General features: G+C 70.8%; 9 protein-coding genes and 2 pseudogenes. 2 read left to right on the top strand and 9 right to left on the bottom strand.

Annotated elements, in window-relative coordinates; translation table 11 throughout:
* Window positions 1-16 precede the first annotated feature (16 nt).
* The 3 genes and pseudogenes from IE168_RS00545 to IE168_RS00535 all read right to left on the bottom strand — a co-directional run bounded on the left by IE168_RS00545 (window position 17) and on the right by IE168_RS00535 (window position 3,836).
* A complete protein-coding gene (locus IE168_RS00545; protein ID WP_189494074.1) occupies window positions 17-1,213 on the bottom strand; it encodes a patatin-like phospholipase family protein in 1,197 nt (398 codons plus the stop codon).
* A gap of 38 nt (window positions 1,214-1,251) precedes the next feature.
* Complete coding sequence (locus IE168_RS00540; RefSeq protein WP_023124372.1) at window positions 1,252-2,043, bottom strand: 3-hydroxybutyrate dehydrogenase; 792 nt, start codon at window positions 2,041-2,043, stop codon at window positions 1,252-1,254.
* A 273-nt stretch (window positions 2,044-2,316) separates the two neighbouring features.
* Window positions 2,317-3,836 (bottom strand): annotated as a pseudogene (locus tag IE168_RS00535) (ISCR element clade Ia family transposase).
* Between IE168_RS00535 and IE168_RS00530 the strand changes: the two are divergent.
* Entirely contained in the window at window positions 3,818-4,090 is a 273-nt protein-coding gene (locus IE168_RS00530) for a hypothetical protein (RefSeq protein ID WP_386658954.1), read from the top strand. The pseudogene IE168_RS00535 and the gene IE168_RS00530 sit on opposite strands and share 19 nt — an antisense overlap.
* A gap of 152 nt (window positions 4,091-4,242) precedes the next feature.
* Window positions 4,243-4,899, top strand: coding sequence for a hypothetical protein (locus IE168_RS00525; RefSeq protein WP_386658987.1), 657 nt, complete (start codon window positions 4,243-4,245; stop codon window positions 4,897-4,899).
* 284 nt (window positions 4,900-5,183) lie between these two features.
* Here IE168_RS00525 and IE168_RS00520 read toward each other — a convergent pair whose 3' ends face one another.
* From IE168_RS00520 to IE168_RS00495, 6 genes and pseudogenes are all read right to left on the bottom strand, one after another.
* Window positions 5,184-6,296 (bottom strand): ABC transporter permease, encoded by a 1,113-nt coding sequence (locus tag IE168_RS00520; protein WP_189494073.1) that lies wholly within the window; start codon window positions 6,294-6,296, stop codon window positions 5,184-5,186.
* Window positions 6,293-7,480 (bottom strand): ABC transporter permease, encoded by a 1,188-nt coding sequence (locus tag IE168_RS00515; protein ID WP_189494072.1) that lies wholly within the window; start codon window positions 7,478-7,480, stop codon window positions 6,293-6,295. Before IE168_RS00515 ends, IE168_RS00520 begins: the two co-directional genes overlap by 4 nt.
* Window positions 7,465-8,499, bottom strand: a complete 1,035-nt coding sequence (locus tag IE168_RS00510) for an HlyD family secretion protein (RefSeq protein ID WP_189494071.1) — start codon at window positions 8,497-8,499, stop codon at window positions 7,465-7,467. Before IE168_RS00510 ends, IE168_RS00515 begins: the two co-directional genes overlap by 16 nt.
* Window positions 8,492-9,936: pseudogene (locus IE168_RS00505) on the bottom strand (TolC family protein). The gene IE168_RS00510 and the pseudogene IE168_RS00505 overlap by 8 nt, the downstream one beginning before the upstream one ends.
* Window positions 9,937-9,965: 29 nt before the next feature.
* On the bottom strand, window positions 9,966-13,046 hold the full coding sequence (locus IE168_RS00500; RefSeq protein ID WP_189494070.1) for an efflux RND transporter permease subunit: 3,081 nt from the start codon (window positions 13,044-13,046) through the stop codon (window positions 9,966-9,968).
* Window positions 13,043-14,185: an efflux RND transporter periplasmic adaptor subunit gene (locus tag IE168_RS00495; protein ID WP_189494069.1), complete on the bottom strand. Its 1,143-nt coding sequence runs from the start codon at window positions 14,183-14,185 to the stop codon at window positions 13,043-13,045. Before IE168_RS00495 ends, IE168_RS00500 begins: the two co-directional genes overlap by 4 nt.

The raw sequence follows: 14,185 nt of genomic DNA, 5'->3' as shown, positions 1-14,185 counted from the left end.
GGCGGGCCCGAACCGATCAGAAGCGCGTCAGATGCTTCTTCTGCGTGACGCGGTGCACGTCGTGTACCGCGCAGCCGTGGTCGCGGTCGGGCAGGTCGAACCAGCCGGGGTGTGACAGCGTCTGCCGGGTATCGGCCAGCCCGCTCTGCCAATGGCTCTCCATGCTGATGCGGCCGAACGCATAGTCCTTGAACTGCTGTTCGTGCGGCTTGGCCTGGTAGATCAGGTGGACGATGTTGATGACGCGATCGTCCAGCCACGGCGCCAGTGCCTCGCGGGCACTTTCGGGCAGTCCGCCTTCGGGCAGGCGGGCGATGAGGTCGTTCAGCGCGGCCCGCAACTGCTGGATGCACGCGACCGTATCGGTGCCGTGGCGGGTGCGGCTGGAATACTGGATGTCCTTGACGCGTTCGAGCACGTCCATCATCGTCTGCGGCCGCTGCCCGCGCGCGCTCCACAGGTCCACCTGGAAGGCCAGCGTGTCTTCGCGCGGCCATTCGTCGAGGATGTGTTCCAGCGGCGTGTTCGAGACCAAGCCGCCGTCCCAGTAATGGCGGCCCTCGATCTCCACCGGCGCAAAGGCCGGCGGCAGCGAGCCTGAGGCGAGGATGTGCTTCGGCCCGATCCGGGTGTCGCGGCTGTCGAAATAGCGGAAGTTGCCGCTCTCCACGTCGGTGACGCCAACGGTCAGGCGCACCGTGCGGTCATCGTTGATGCGGTCGAAATCCACCAGCCGCTCGAGCGTTGCCAACAGCGGCGTGGTGTCGTAGAAACTGGTGGCCTGCGGCGTGCCGTCGCAGCGCATGAAGGGCGAGGCCGGCCACGGGGTGAAGAAGCCGCGCTGGCCCTGCCACAAGGCGGCCAGGGCGCTCATCGTCGCGGCCCAGGTTTCCAGAGCCGGGTTCATCGGCAGCATCGAAAGCCCGGCGCGCACGACCATCGCCGGCCAGCTGGCGAGGCCCGCGGGTTCGCAGATCGTTTCCCAGAAATCACGCAGCCGTTCGATGCGATCCTGCGGCCGGTTGCCGGCGATGATCGCCGCGTTGATCGCGCCGATCGAGATGCCGGCGTACCAGTTGGGGCGGATGCCGGCCTCGTTGAGCGCCTGATAGACGCCGCACTGGTAGGCGCCGAGCGCGCCGCCGCCCTGGAGCACCAGGGCGATGGCGGGATATTGAGCGACCTTCTCGAGCAGTTGCGGGGACGTGTCCATGGCGAGGGATCATGCCACGGCGTGCGTGGCCGACCGCTTCACTGCATGAACCAGCCGTGGCTCACCACGATGCTCTGGCCGGTGAGCGCGTTGGTCTCGAAAGCGGCCAGGGTCAGCGCCACGTTGGCCACGTCGTCGAGCGTGGTGAATTCGCCATCGACGGTGTCCTTCAGCATGATCTTCTGGATCACTTCCTCTTCGCTGATGCCGAACTCCTTGGCCTGCTCCGGGATCTGCTTGTCCACCAGCGGGGTGCGCACGAAGCCCGGGCAGATCACGTTGGAGCGGATGCCGAGCTTGCCGCCTTCCTTGGCGATGGTGCGGGCGAGGCCGAGCAGGCCGTGCTTGGCGGTGACGTAGGGCGCCTTCAGCGGCGAGGCCAGATGCGAGTGCACCGAGCCCATCAGGATGATCGCGCCGGGCGCACCGCGCTTCTCCATGTCCTTCATGCACTCGCGGGTGGTCAGGAAGGCGCCGTCGAGGTGGATGGCGAGCATCTTCTTCCAGTCCTCGAACGAGAACTCGGTGATCTTGTTGATGATCTGGATGCCGGCATTGGAGACCAGCACGTCCACCCGGCCCCATTCGGCGGCGATCTGCGCGACGCCTTCGACCACCTGCGATTCGCTGGTGACGTCCATCGCCACGGCCATCGCCTGGCCGCCGGATTCGCGGATCGCGGCGGCGGTGGCTTCCGCGGCGTCCAGCTTCAGGTCGGCGATCGCGACGCGGCCACCGGCGGCGGCATAGGTTTCGGCGATGTGCTTGCCGATGCCGCTGGCGGCACCGGTGACCAGGCAGACCTTGCCATCAAGTTCGATTCGGGACATGGGGCTCTCCTCAGGCGGGGTATAGGAAGTTCAACCGCCCTTTTTGGCGAGTCTGGCGGGTAGGAAGCGGCCGCGCAAGCGCCGCTTTGGGCACAGATCGGGCACAGATCGGGGGTTCATGCGTGGGTTTTCGACATCGCGGGGCCACGCAGCGGCTCAGTGCGTAGCCATTTCTCACCGAATCCCGGCACAGGGCCGAGCGCAGCCCTGCGGGGTCGTGGCCGCATCGGATCGGACTCTGGCTTGGCTGCCGGCTGTGTGGCCGGCGCCTCGTCACGCGGCCGGCGGCGGGGCGCGCGCTGCGGGCCGGTAGTGCGCTTGCTCCAGCGCGCCGTGTTTCTCGAAGTGGGCGAGGATGGCGCGAATGGCCTTGGGGTCTTCGATGCTGGCGACGATCCGCACCGCGCCGCCGCAGTGGGCGCAGGTGGTGACGTCGATGGAAAAGACCCGCTTGAGCCGTTGCGCCCAGCTCATCGCACGGCGCTTCTGCTCGGGGCTGCGCGGCTCGTCGTGGGCGCTTGCGTCAACCGGCGCCGCATCGCCCGCAGGCCGCCTGCCGCGCCCCGAGGGCGTCAGCTGCGCACGCAGGTTTGCATTCGGGGCGAATACGCCGTGGAAGCGGGTGAGATGCGCGCGAGGTGGCGGGACCAGTGCCGCCAGCTTGGCGATGAAGTCCACCGCATCCCATTCGACATGCGTGGTCCCATTTCGCCACGGCGTCGTGAGCTGATACCGCACCCTACCCTGCGGTGAGATCGACAGCCGCTGCTCGCTGATCGCCGGGCGCGTGATGTAGCGGCACAGCTTTTCGAGCTTGTGGCTCTCGTGTGCTTCCGCGGCCACGCCGGCATGCAGCGAGAAGCCGCCGACCTTGCCGGCGTCGCCGTCCAGAGAACCCGCATCACCGGGTAGCGTTTTCAGGGTGACGACCTTGCGGCCAGCGTCGCGACCGGTGGCGATGCGGTAGGTGATCGAACTCATCCGCAGCGCGTCCATGCCGTCGTCGCTACCCGCGCTGTCGGACAGAAACACGGATTCGTCCTCGCCTTCCAGCCAGCCTTTGCGCGTCAGGTGCCGGCACACGCGATGCGCGATGGTGTTGGCGAGCTGCGTCAGTTGCGCAGAGGTGGGGCGCGGCGCAGGCGCGGCTTGCGCCGCGGCGGCTCGACGTTCGCGTCGTACACGCCGTCGAGCCACAGCATGTGGAAGTGAACATTCAGGTTCAGCGCGCTGCCGAAGCGCTGGATCAGGGTCACCGCACCGCATTGCGCGCTGGCGTGGTCGACGCCGACTTGATCGGCTAACCAGCCGGCGATGACGCGCTGCACGATCACCAGCACCGGGCCGATGGCCTCCGGCTTGCTGGCGAACAGGAAACGCAAGGGGTACGGAAAGCTCAGCACCCATTGCCGCACAGGCCGCGGGCCGAACACCTCCTCGACCAGGTGCCGCGCACTCTCGGCCATGCGTCGCGCGCCGCAACTCGGGCAGAACCCGCGCTTCTTGCAGGAGAAGGCCACCAGCCTCTCTGCACGGCAGTGCTCGCACACCACCCGCAGGAAGCCGTGCTCGAGCACGCCGCAACGCAGGTAGGCATCGAACGCCTCGCGGACATATCCGGGCAGCGAGCGGCCCTCCGCTTCGATCCGTACAATGAAGTCCGGGTAGTGCGCTACCAACGCGTACAGCAGCGTGCGCTCGGGCGCGTGGCGCGCGTACCGCGAACCGGTGTGGGCGGACGGCAGTGGCGCGCATCCCGCGGCTTGCCGCCGGGATGTGGCGAGGCGCGGCACGCAGCGCTCCGGTGCGGGGACGGCTGCTCAGTGTTGCGCCTGTGTTCGCACGTTCGTATCGGTGCGTTCTGATCTTCGCGTCAGACAGCCGCGGCGACTCCCGCCTCGACCGCCTCGACACCCAGGTGCAGGGGGCGGCCCAGAGCGCCGAATCCGCCAATCAGGGCGCCCAGCGCGCCAACCAGCGCCTCGACCAGATCGAAGGCCGCGTGCAGCGGCTGGAGTCGTCGCCGCGCCGCGTGCCGCGCGGGTGAGCACGCACTCCGCTTGACCGACCGGCGCGGGGATCCGTCGCCTGCGCGGCGCGGATCCCCGCGTTGGATGGTGTTCCGCCCCCGAGGAGCTTCCCATCCGTACTTTCCCCCACTCCCTCTCCCACCCGGGCCGGCGCGCGGTTGCGCTGGCCCTGGCGCTGGCGCTGGCCAGCGTGGGCGCCCCCGCCAGCGCGCGCGACGACGGCACCCCGCCGGTGACGTCACTGGACGAACTGCCCCGCGGCCAGGACGTCTCCGACACGGTGATCGAACTGGCCGGCTGGGTCGTCGCCTCCGGCGACAGCCAGGGCTATCCCTTCGCGATCATGGACAAGGCCGCCGCCCAGATCCTCGTGTTCGGCGGCGATGGTCGCCTGCGCGGCGCCGCGCCCGGCCTGTTCGGCTCCGCCGTGGGCGACCACACCGCCCCCGGCATCGCGGGCCTCGCCCTGCGCGAGATCCCCGGCCGCGACCGCACCACCCCGGCGGGCCGCTTCGTCGGCGGCTACGGTCCGTCCATCGATGCCGGCCGCGTGCTGTGGGTCGACTACGAGTCCGCGGTCTCGATCCACCCGACCGCGACCGGCGTGCCGGAGGAAAAGCGCCCCGAGCGTCTGGCCTCGCCAACGCCGGATGACAACCGGGTCACCCACGGCTGCATCAACGTGTCTCCGGCGTTCTACGAGCAGGTCGTCAGCCCCACCTTCGCGCGCGGCGGCGTGTTCTACGTGCTGCCGGACGAGGGCTCGCTGGAGGAGGCGTTTCCGGAGTTCGCGGGCGCCGGCACCCGGAAGACCGCCGGCGACTGAGCGCCGGTGCGTGGCCGCGCGGCGGATGACGCGGCGGCTCCGTTGCGTCGTCCGCAGCATGAAGAAGGCGACCCGGCGCCCGGGTCGCCTTTTCGTCACCGCACCCGCCGAAGGGTCACTTCAGGCCGCGGTTGCGCAGCAGGGCATCGGCGCTCGGCATGCGGCCGCGGAAGGCCCTCTAGCTTTCGGCCGGATCGATATTGTCGGCCAGCACATCCAGCGCGCAGACGATCTCCGATACCCGCGCACAAGCCGCCCCGGCCCCGTGTTCCGTGACCGGCCCGTCAGGCGCCGTCCCGCCCCGGGGCGTAGCGCCATACCGCCAGCGCGCCATACAGCAGTGTCAAAAAAGCGAGGTTGCACAGCTCGGGAAGCGCCTCGGCGAAGCTTGCGCCCATCTGGTTGAACTTCACCATCAGGTTGATGCCGGGCGTGGAGGGAACAAGCCTCGCCAGCCACGCCAGGGGCTGTGGCATCGCCACGGCCGGCCATGACAGCCCGGACAGGAAGAAGAGTGGCAGCGCGGTGACGAGCATCAGCTGGAAGGGCCGTTCGCGGGTGCGGAAGAAACTGCCCGCGAACAGCGCGAACGCCACCACCGCGGCCACGTACAGCGCTCCGCCCACCAGCGTACCGGGCGGATTGCCGCCACGCGGATAGTCCTGGAGCCACATCACCAGACCGTTGTAGTACAGCATGCTGCACACGCCGATCAGCGCGAACGCGGCGGCGATGCCGAGCAGGCCGCGGCGCGAGAACGCCAGCCGACCCAGGCGTTCGCGACGCGTGCCGGCCATGACCAGCATGCCGATCAGCAGTGTCTGCTGCACGATCAGCTGTGCCACGCCCGGCACCACGGCGCTGCCGTAACCCTCGCGGGTGTTGAACAGCGGCCGCGCCACCACCTGCAGCGGCGCTGCGCCGGGCGCACCTGCGAAACCTGCCTGCACCACGGCGGCCTCGCGCGCGAACGCGGCGGCGGCCTCGCCCAGGCCCTCCAGCACCACGCCGCCGCGACCGAGGAACGCACCACTGCCGTACAGCGCCAGTTGCCCCTGCCCGCCGCGCAGGATCCCGCGTTCGAACCCCGCGGGCACCACCAGCAGGCCATGCGCTTCGCCGCGGGCGATCCTTGGCCGGGCCTCCTCCAGCGAGGTCGCATCGCCGACGATCCTCACCGCGCGCACCGCGCCCGCCTTGCGCACCAGGGCGCGGCTCATGGCGCTATGGTCGAGGTCGACCACCAGCACCGGATACTGCGAAGCCACCTGGTGCCGGTAGGCGACCGGGTAGAAGAACGAGTACAGCACCACGGCGCCGATCAGCGTCACCACCGCGTAGCGGTCCGAGAACACGGCGCGCAGAGTCTCCAGAAAGGCGGCCCTGACCTGGTTCATCGCTGCCCCCAGGAGGCCGGATCGCGCGCTCCGCGCGCATACAGGCGCAGGCCCGCGCCGCCGGCCACCAGCACGAACAGCAGCAAGGTGCCCAGCAACGGCAGCGAGGCCGTCCATGCCGCATCCAGGTCGAGCTGCTGCGCCTGCAGCTTGAGGTAGGCGGTGAAGGGAAGCAGCTGGCTCCAGGCCTGTGCGAACAGCGGCGCTCCCTGCACCGGGAACGTCGCGCCCGAGAACGCCAGCGACGTGCCCGCGTACAGTCCGGTCAGCGACAGCGACGTGCCCATGTTGCGGGTGGCCCCGACCAGCAGCAGCGCGATGCCGCCGTAGGCCAGGTACATCGCCGCCTGCGCGGCGACCAGCAGCACCGCGCTGCCGGCCACACCGCCGCGGATCGCGGCCAGCCAGAGCAGCGACAGCGTGCCGTAGGCGGTGAACAGCAGCAGGTACGGGGCCAGCTTGCCGGCCACCGCCGGCAGCAGGCGATCGCCGCACCCGGCCAGCCATGTGCCCGCGCTGCCGTCACGCAGTTCGCGCCCGAGCGCGCCCACCATCGCCAGGCAGGCGGCGAGGTGCAGCAGTGCCGGGAACAGCAGGCCGAGCAGGAAGTGCTCGTAGCTGCGCGCGGAGTTGGCCAGCACGGTGGCCTGCACCCGCAGCGGCGGCTGGCGGACCGCCTGCGCCCCGCCGACCCGCGCCACCTCACGGCGCACGAGATGCGCACTGGTCGCCTGCGCCGCCTCTCCGATCCCCCGCAGCACCGCCTGCCCTGCCGTCTGGTGGCTGGCGTTGTAGTAGGCGAAAACAACGGCGCTGCCGCCACGCAGGACCTGGCGCTCGGCGCCCGCAGGCACGTGCACCACCGCGAACGCCCGGACCGCGCGCACCTCCGACCAGGCCTGCGTCAGGTCCGCCGGCCGCGCGGCCACCCGCAGGCCCGGCACGGCATCGAGCCTGCGCACCAGTTCGCGGCTGACCGCGCTGTTGTCATGATCGACCACCGCCACCGGCAGCTCGCGCGGCACGCCGGCCGAGAACATCCAGGCGAGCAGCGCCAGCGCCAGCAGCGGGACCCACGTGGCCAACGCCAGATCCCAGGGATCGGCGCGCAGCCGTGCGCACTCGCGCAACGCCGAACGGACGAACGCCTCGCGTGCCGTGGGCCGCGTCAGCGTTGCGGCCATGCGAACAGCACGCTCATGCCCGGCCGGAAGCCTGCGACTTCCGCGATCGGCCTCGCGCGCACTTCGAAACTCCTCACGTCGTAGCCGGCCGACTGCCGGGTCGCGCGCCAGGTCGCGAAATCGCCGGCCGGGCTGATGTGGTAGACCTCGAACTCGACGTCCTCGCGCTCCAGCGCCGGGATCGAACCGCGCAGGCGGCGGCCCACCTCCAGGCCCGCGAACTGGTCCTCGCGCAGGTGGAACGCCACCCACATGTGGTCGAGGTCGACCAGGGTGAAGACCGGATAGCCGGCCGCCACCAGCTCGCCGGTTTCGACCAGGCGCTTGGACACCTCGCCGGCCGTCGGCGCGCGGCCGCGCACTTCGCTTTCGGCCGCCTGCACTTCGGCCACGGCGCCTTCGGCCTGCCGCACCTGCGCCTGCGCGGCGCTCCTGTCCTGTTCGCGGGCGCCGGCCTGCGCCTGTTCGTACAGCGCCTGCGCTGCGCGCGCCTGCTGCTCGGCATCGATCGCCTTCGCACGGGCCTCGTCGCGCTGCTGCCGGGTGACCACGCCCTCGGCATGCAGCCGCTCCAGGCGCTGGAACGTGGAACGCGCCAGTTCGTGTCCGGCCTGGGCGCGCCGCCAGTTGGCCTCCGCTGCGCGGATGTCCTCCACGCGCGCGCCTTCCTCGGCCTTGTCCGCCAGCGCCTGCGCGGCCGCGAGCGCGGCTTCGGCCTGTCGCTGCTTCGCGGCGATCTCGGGGCTGTCCAGCTCGAACAGTACCTGCCCCGCCTCGACCCGCTCCCCCTCGGCCACCAGCAGCGCCGACACCCGCGCGGTCACCTTGGCCGACACGTTGATGCTGTCGGCATCGGCCATGCCCTGCACCAGGTCCGCCGGGCTGCGGAACGCCAGCCACAGGCCGCCGACCAGGATCACGGCAATCACGCCCAGGGCGACAAGGCGCAGGCGACGGCGGCCGGACGGTGCATCCGCAGCCACGGGTGGCGGCGGCGGCGACGGAGCGGGTTCATTCATGGGGAAATACCCTGTGGTCTGCCTTGCGGATGTACTCGCCAAAGCGCGCCGACTGGCCACCCAGCTCGAGCAGGTGCGCCAATGCCACGCAATAGTCGTAGGCGGCGTGCGCGTGTTCGACCCGTGCGGCGCCAAGGCCGAGCCTGGCGTCCATGACATCGAGCGAGGTCGACTGCCCCTCGCGGAACGCCAGTTCCTGCAGGCGCAGGTTCTCACGCGCCTGTTCGATGCTGCTGTCGAGCAGCAGGAACTGCTGGCGTGCCGTTTCCAGCGCATTCCAGGCCTGTGCCACGCCGATCCTGATCTGGTTCTGCGCTTCGCGCAGTGCGGCCTGCGCCTGCTCCTGCTGCGCGCGCGCGGCACTGATCTGGCGCGGGCGATCCCGCCCGGACAGGAAGGTGTACTTCAGGCCAATGCCGAAGGCCCAATCGGTGTCGGTCAGCAGCGCATCCTCACGGTACAGGTCGTACTGGCCGAACAGGTACACCTGCGGTTTCAGTGACGCCTCTGCACACGCACGCCTGCGCCCGCCTGGTCGTCAAGCGCCCGCAGCTGCGCCAGCTGCGGGTGCCGCTCAAGCGCGGCCCGGGTGAACGCCTCCAGCGTGCCCGGCGATGTGCCGACCACGAACAGCGGCGTGATCGGCGTCACCGGCCCATCGCTGCGCAACAGCAGCGCCAGGGCCTGGGCGGCGGCGTCGCGGTCGTTGAGCGCCTTCTGGTACTCGCGCTCGCTGGCATCACGCGCGACGACCGCCTGCAACACCTGCGCGCGCGTGGCGAAGCCTTCGCGTTCAAGCGATTCGGCATGGGCCAGGTGTTGGCGCATGCCGTCGCGCACCTCGCGGCGCACACTCAGCGCCTGCTCGGCCAGGCCCTGGCCGAAGTAGGCCTGGACCAGTTGCGACGTCAGCTTCTGGGACTGCTGCGCCCGTTCCGCGTCCGCCCCACGCAGGGCGGCCGCGGCCGCCGCCTGCGCGGCCGGGATCTGCCCGCCCGTGTACACGGGCAGCACCGTGGTCAACACCGGACGAAATCGCCGGTCGCGCTCCTGGAACCGCAACGGGCTTTCGATGCCGAACGCCTCGCCCACTGGCGCCAGCGAACCCAGCGGCAAGCTCAGCATCTTCTGGAACTCCAGGTAGCGCGCTTCGAGCGAAATCTCCGGCAGCCGCAGGCGCGCGGTCGCATCGGACAGGTCCTGCCGGGCGCGCAGGTTGGCGTCCGCGGCAGCCAGCGCGTCGGAAACCCGTTCCATCCGCTCGCGCGCCTGATCGAAGCTCAGTGCGTCCGCATCCTGCGCGAGTGCCGAGGTGGCCGGTACAAGCAGGACCAGACCCAACGCCAGACCGAATGCCCGTCCGTGCGCGGCGCGGGATCGCCTACGGTATGCCCCACCCAGCCTGCCAGCCTTGCCTGTCGACACCTGCCACTCCATTGCACCGGCCGCCGCCATCGTGATGCCAGTCATGGTGGCGCCGCAACCTCACTGGCGTCTGCGGCCCTCCGCCGCAACCTCCCGAGCACCCGCTCCTCCACATCATCCACCAGCGTGTACGCCGCCGGCACCACCACCAGGCTCAACACCGTCGAGGTGATCAACCCACCGATCACCGCCACCGCCATCGGCATGCGGAAGCTTGAATCCGCCGTCAGACCCAGCGCGATCGGCATCATGCCCGCCCCCATCGCCAGCGTGGTCATGATCACCGGCCGCGCACGCTTGTGGCACGCGTCCATCAGCGCCTCGTGGCGGGTCATGCCCTTTTCCTCGGCCATGACCGCGTAGTCCACCAGCAGGATCGAATTCTTCACCGCGATGCCGATCAGCAGGATCAGGCCGATCAGCACCGACAGCGAGATGTCCAGGCCGGTGATCAGCAGCGCGCCGAACGCGCCGCCCGCGGCCAGCGGCACGGCCACCAGGATCGTCACCGGCTGGCTCGCGTGGTTGAACAGCAGCAGCAGCACCCCGTAGACGCAGAAGATGCCGGCCACCATGGCCATGGCGAAGCCGCCGAACATCTCGGCGAAGATCTCGCTGTCGCCGGCGGCCTGGCGGTCCACGCCCGACGGGAGGTTCTGCAGCGAGGGCAGCGCGTCGATCTGGCCTTCCACCTCGCCCATCGCCATGCCGTTGAGGTCGACGGTGATCGTCACGTTGCGACGCCTGTCGAAGCGGTCGATCTGCGACGGCCCGCTGGCAGTGGTGATCTCGGCCACCGACGACAGCGGCACGCTGCCACCGGTGGCGGTAGGCACGCGCAGCTGGCCGAGCAGCGCGGGGTCCGACAGCGCGCGTTCGTCCAGCCGCACGCGGATCGGCACCTGACGCTCAGGCAGGTTGAGCTTGGCAAGGAACTGTTCGTAGTCGCCGCGGGTGGCCACGCGGGTGGCGGCGGCGATGTCGGCCGTCGACACGCCGAGGTCCGCGGCGCGCGCGGGGTCCGGGCGCACGATCACTTCGGGCCGCACCAGCGCCGCGGATGAACCCACGGTGCCGAGACCCGGCAGCTGCCGGATCTCGCGCTCCACGTCGCGCGCGGCCGCGGCCAGCTTGACCGGGTCGTCGCCAGCCAGCACCAGCTGCAGCGCGCGCCCGGGCTCGCCACCCTGGAAGCTCAGGCGCACGCCCGGCAGGTCGGCCAGGCGCTCGCGGACCACCGTTTCCAGCTCGTACTGGGTCGGGTCGCGGTCGTCCTTCCAGCGGATCGTGAGCGTGGCCTTGCGCAGTTCGGCGCTGGTGAGGTCGCCCGCGGGGCCGTTGGCACCCGAGTTGCTGCCGGCGGTCACGAACACGTGTTCGATCTCGGGGATGTCGGCGATGCGCCGGCGCGCGGTCTCGGCCACCTCTTCGGTGGTGGCGAGCGCGGTGCCCGGCGGCAGCTCGATCAGCACGTTGCTCTGGATGCCGTCGGTGGGCGGGATGAAGGTCACTTTCAGCAGCGGCAGCAGCGCCAGCGAGCCGATGAAGATGCCCAGCGCGACCACCAGCGTGCGGTTGCGATGCTGCAGCGCGCTGTCGACGAAGCGCAGGTACCACCGCATCAGCTTCGAGTCGCCCTTGTGCTCGGGCAGCGGCTTCAGCATGTACGCCGCCATCATCGGCGTGATCAGGCGCGCCACCAGCAGCGAGAACATCACCGCCGCGGCCGCGGTCCAGCCGAACTCGCGGAAGAACTTGCCCGGGATGCCGGGCATGAAGGCCACGGGGATGAACACGGCCGCCAGCGTGCACGAGGTCGCGATCACCGCCAGGCCGATCTCGTCGGCGGCCTCGAGCGCGGCCTGCTTCGGCGCCTTGCCCATCCGCAGGTGGCGGTCGATGTTCTCGACCTCGACGATGGCGTCGTCCACCAGGATGCCCACCACCACGGCGAGTGCCAGCAGGGTGATCATGTTGAGGCTGAAGCCCAGCCAGTACATCACCGCGAAGGTCGGGATGATCGACAGCGGCAGCGCCACGGCGCTGATGAAGGTGGCGCGGAAGTCGCGCAGGAACAGGAATACCACCAGCACCGCCAGCGCCGCGCCCTCGTAGAGCATGTGCATCGAGGAGTCGAACGAGTCCTCGGCCACCTGGGTGGTCGAGGCCACCTCGACCACGCGCACGCGCGGCTGCTCCTGCTGCAGCTTCGCCACGCTCTCGCGCACGGCGTTGCCGACGTCGACCTCGCTGGTGTTGGTGGTGCGCTGCACGGCGAAGCCGATCACCGGCCGGCCATCGAGCGTGGTGCGCTGGCTGACGGTGGCATTGCCGTCGGTCACCGTGGCCAGCGTCGACAGGCGCACACTGCGACCGTCGGGCATGGAGATGGGGAAGTCCTCGAGGTCGGCGGCGGACTCGACGGTGCCGAGCGTGCGCACCGCCTGCTCGCCGCCGCCCACGGTGGTGCGCCCGCCCGGCTGCTCCTGCTGGATGCGCGCCAGCTGCTGGCTGATCAGCGCCGGACTCACGCCGAAGCCCTGCACCGCCTCCGGCCGCAGGTCGACGCGGATCTCGCGGTCGACGCCGCCGATGCGGCGCACCGCGCCGACGCCGGGCACCGCAAACAGCCGCTTGGACACGGTGTCGTCGATGAACCAGCTGAGCTCCTCGTCGCTCCAGCCTTCGGCGGTCACGGCATAGGTCAGCATGTCGCCACCGGTGACGTTGACCAGCGACACGATCGGCGGCTCGACGTCGGCCGGCAGGTCGATGCGCACGCGGTCGATGGCGTCGCGCACCTCGTCCTTGGCGAGGGTGCCGTCCTTCTCGATCTCGAAGGTGAGGATGGTGGTCGACACGCCTTCGTTGACGATGGACGCCATGTTGCGCAGGCCGGCGATGCTGGCGGTGGCGTCCTCGATCTTGCGGGTGACCTGCGTTTCCAGCGTGCTGGGGCTGGCACCGGGCAGCGTGACGGTGACGTTGACCACCGGCACGGTGAGGTCCGGGAACTGGGAGACGGCCAGCTTGTTGAAGGCCAGCAGGCCCGCGGCGGTCAGCAGGATGAAGACCAGGATCGCCGGCAGCGGGCGGTGGATCGACCAAGCGGAGAAGTTCATTCGGCGACGGCCCCGGTCGCGCGCGCGGCCTTCGCGCTGGCGGCATCCGCGGCATCCACCGCGTCCTCGCCCTCGACCACGCGCACCAGGTCGCCATCGCCCAGGAAGCCGGCGCCGCGCGCGACCACGCGATCGTCCTGCGCCAGCCCGTCGCGCACCTCGACCAGGTCACCCTGCGCCCCGCCGAGTTCGACGACGCGCTCGCGCACTCGCCCGTCGTCGTCGACGGTGAACACGAAGGCGCGGCCGTCCCGGCGCACCACGGCGTCGCCCGGCACCAGCAGCGCCTGCGCGCGACCAAGCGCCAGCCGGCCCTGCGCGAACATGCCCGCGCGCAGCGCGCCGGGATCGGGGAGGTCGACGTAGACGGTGCCGGTGCGGCTCTGCGCATCCAGCGCCGGCGACACCGTGCGCACGCGGCCTTCGACCACGCCGCCGCCGGGTGCCTCCACGCGCACCGGCGTCCCGGCGTCGACGCGCAGCAGGTCGCCTTCGGCCAGCTCCGCGCGCCACTCCAGGCGGCCGTCGCGGATCAGCCGCAGCAGCTCCGTGCCGGCGCCGACCACCTGGCCGGGCTGCACGCTGCGCGCCGAGACCACGCCGTCCACCGGCGCGCGCACCACGGTGAAGTCGCGCTGCACGCGCGCGGCGTCACGGCTGGCGATGGCGGTGTTGAGCCGGGCCTCGGCGTTGGCGCGCGCGGCCTCGGCCTCCTCCGCATCCTGCAGCGCGACCATCTGCGAATCCGCCAGCTCGCGGATGCGCGCGGCCTTGCGGCGCGCGGTCTCGAGATTGGTCCGGGCCTCGCGCACCTGCGCGTCCGACTGCGCCAGCTGCGAGGCCAGGGTGCGGTCGTCGACTCGCAGCAGGACGTCACCGGCGGCGACCACGCTGCCGACCTCGACGGCCACGGTGGCGACGCGCAGGCCGGACAGCTCCACGCCCACGGACACTTCTTCCCAGGCCGCCACCGCGCCCGAGGCCACCACGTCGCTGGTGACCTCGCGCAGCTGTGGCGCGGCCAGGCTGACGGTGAGGCTGGGCACGGCCTCGGGCACCTCGTCCTCGCCGCAGCCCGCCAGGGCAAGCGCGAGCGCCAGGACACCGGAAGCCGCCAGCAGTCGGGAAGGAACGGGCAT

This window comes from Luteimonas padinae, from assembly GCF_014652935.1.
Taxonomy (GTDB): domain Bacteria; phylum Pseudomonadota; class Gammaproteobacteria; order Xanthomonadales; family Xanthomonadaceae; genus Luteimonas; species Luteimonas padinae.
The sequence above is the reverse complement of the archived record's forward strand: the minus strand, read 5'-3'. Positions and strand labels throughout refer to the sequence as shown.

Excerpts from the sequence above, each read along its gene's own strand:
- IE168_RS00545 (WP_189494074.1), bottom strand. The coding sequence starts at position 1,213 with ATGGACACGTCCCCGCAACTGCTCGAGAAGGTCGCTCAATATCCCGCC.
- IE168_RS00540 (WP_023124372.1), bottom strand. The coding sequence starts at position 2,043 with ATGTCCCGAATCGAACTTGATGGCAAGGTCTGCCTGGTCACCGGTGCC.
- IE168_RS00530 (WP_386658954.1), top strand. The coding sequence starts at position 3,818 with ATGTGGCGAGGCGCGGCACGCAGCGCTCCGGTGCGGGGACGGCTGCTC.
- IE168_RS00520 (WP_189494073.1), bottom strand. The coding sequence starts at position 6,296 with ATGAACCAGGTCAGGGCCGCCTTTCTGGAGACTCTGCGCGCCGTGTTC.
- IE168_RS00515 (WP_189494072.1), bottom strand. The coding sequence starts at position 7,480 with ATGGCCGCAACGCTGACGCGGCCCACGGCACGCGAGGCGTTCGTCCGT.
- IE168_RS00510 (WP_189494071.1), bottom strand. The coding sequence starts at position 8,499 with ATGAATGAACCCGCTCCGTCGCCGCCGCCGCCACCCGTGGCTGCGGAT.
- IE168_RS00500 (WP_189494070.1), bottom strand. The coding sequence starts at position 13,046 with ATGAACTTCTCCGCTTGGTCGATCCACCGCCCGCTGCCGGCGATCCTG.
- IE168_RS00495 (WP_189494069.1), bottom strand. The coding sequence starts at position 14,185 with ATGCCCGTTCCTTCCCGACTGCTGGCGGCTTCCGGTGTCCTGGCGCTC.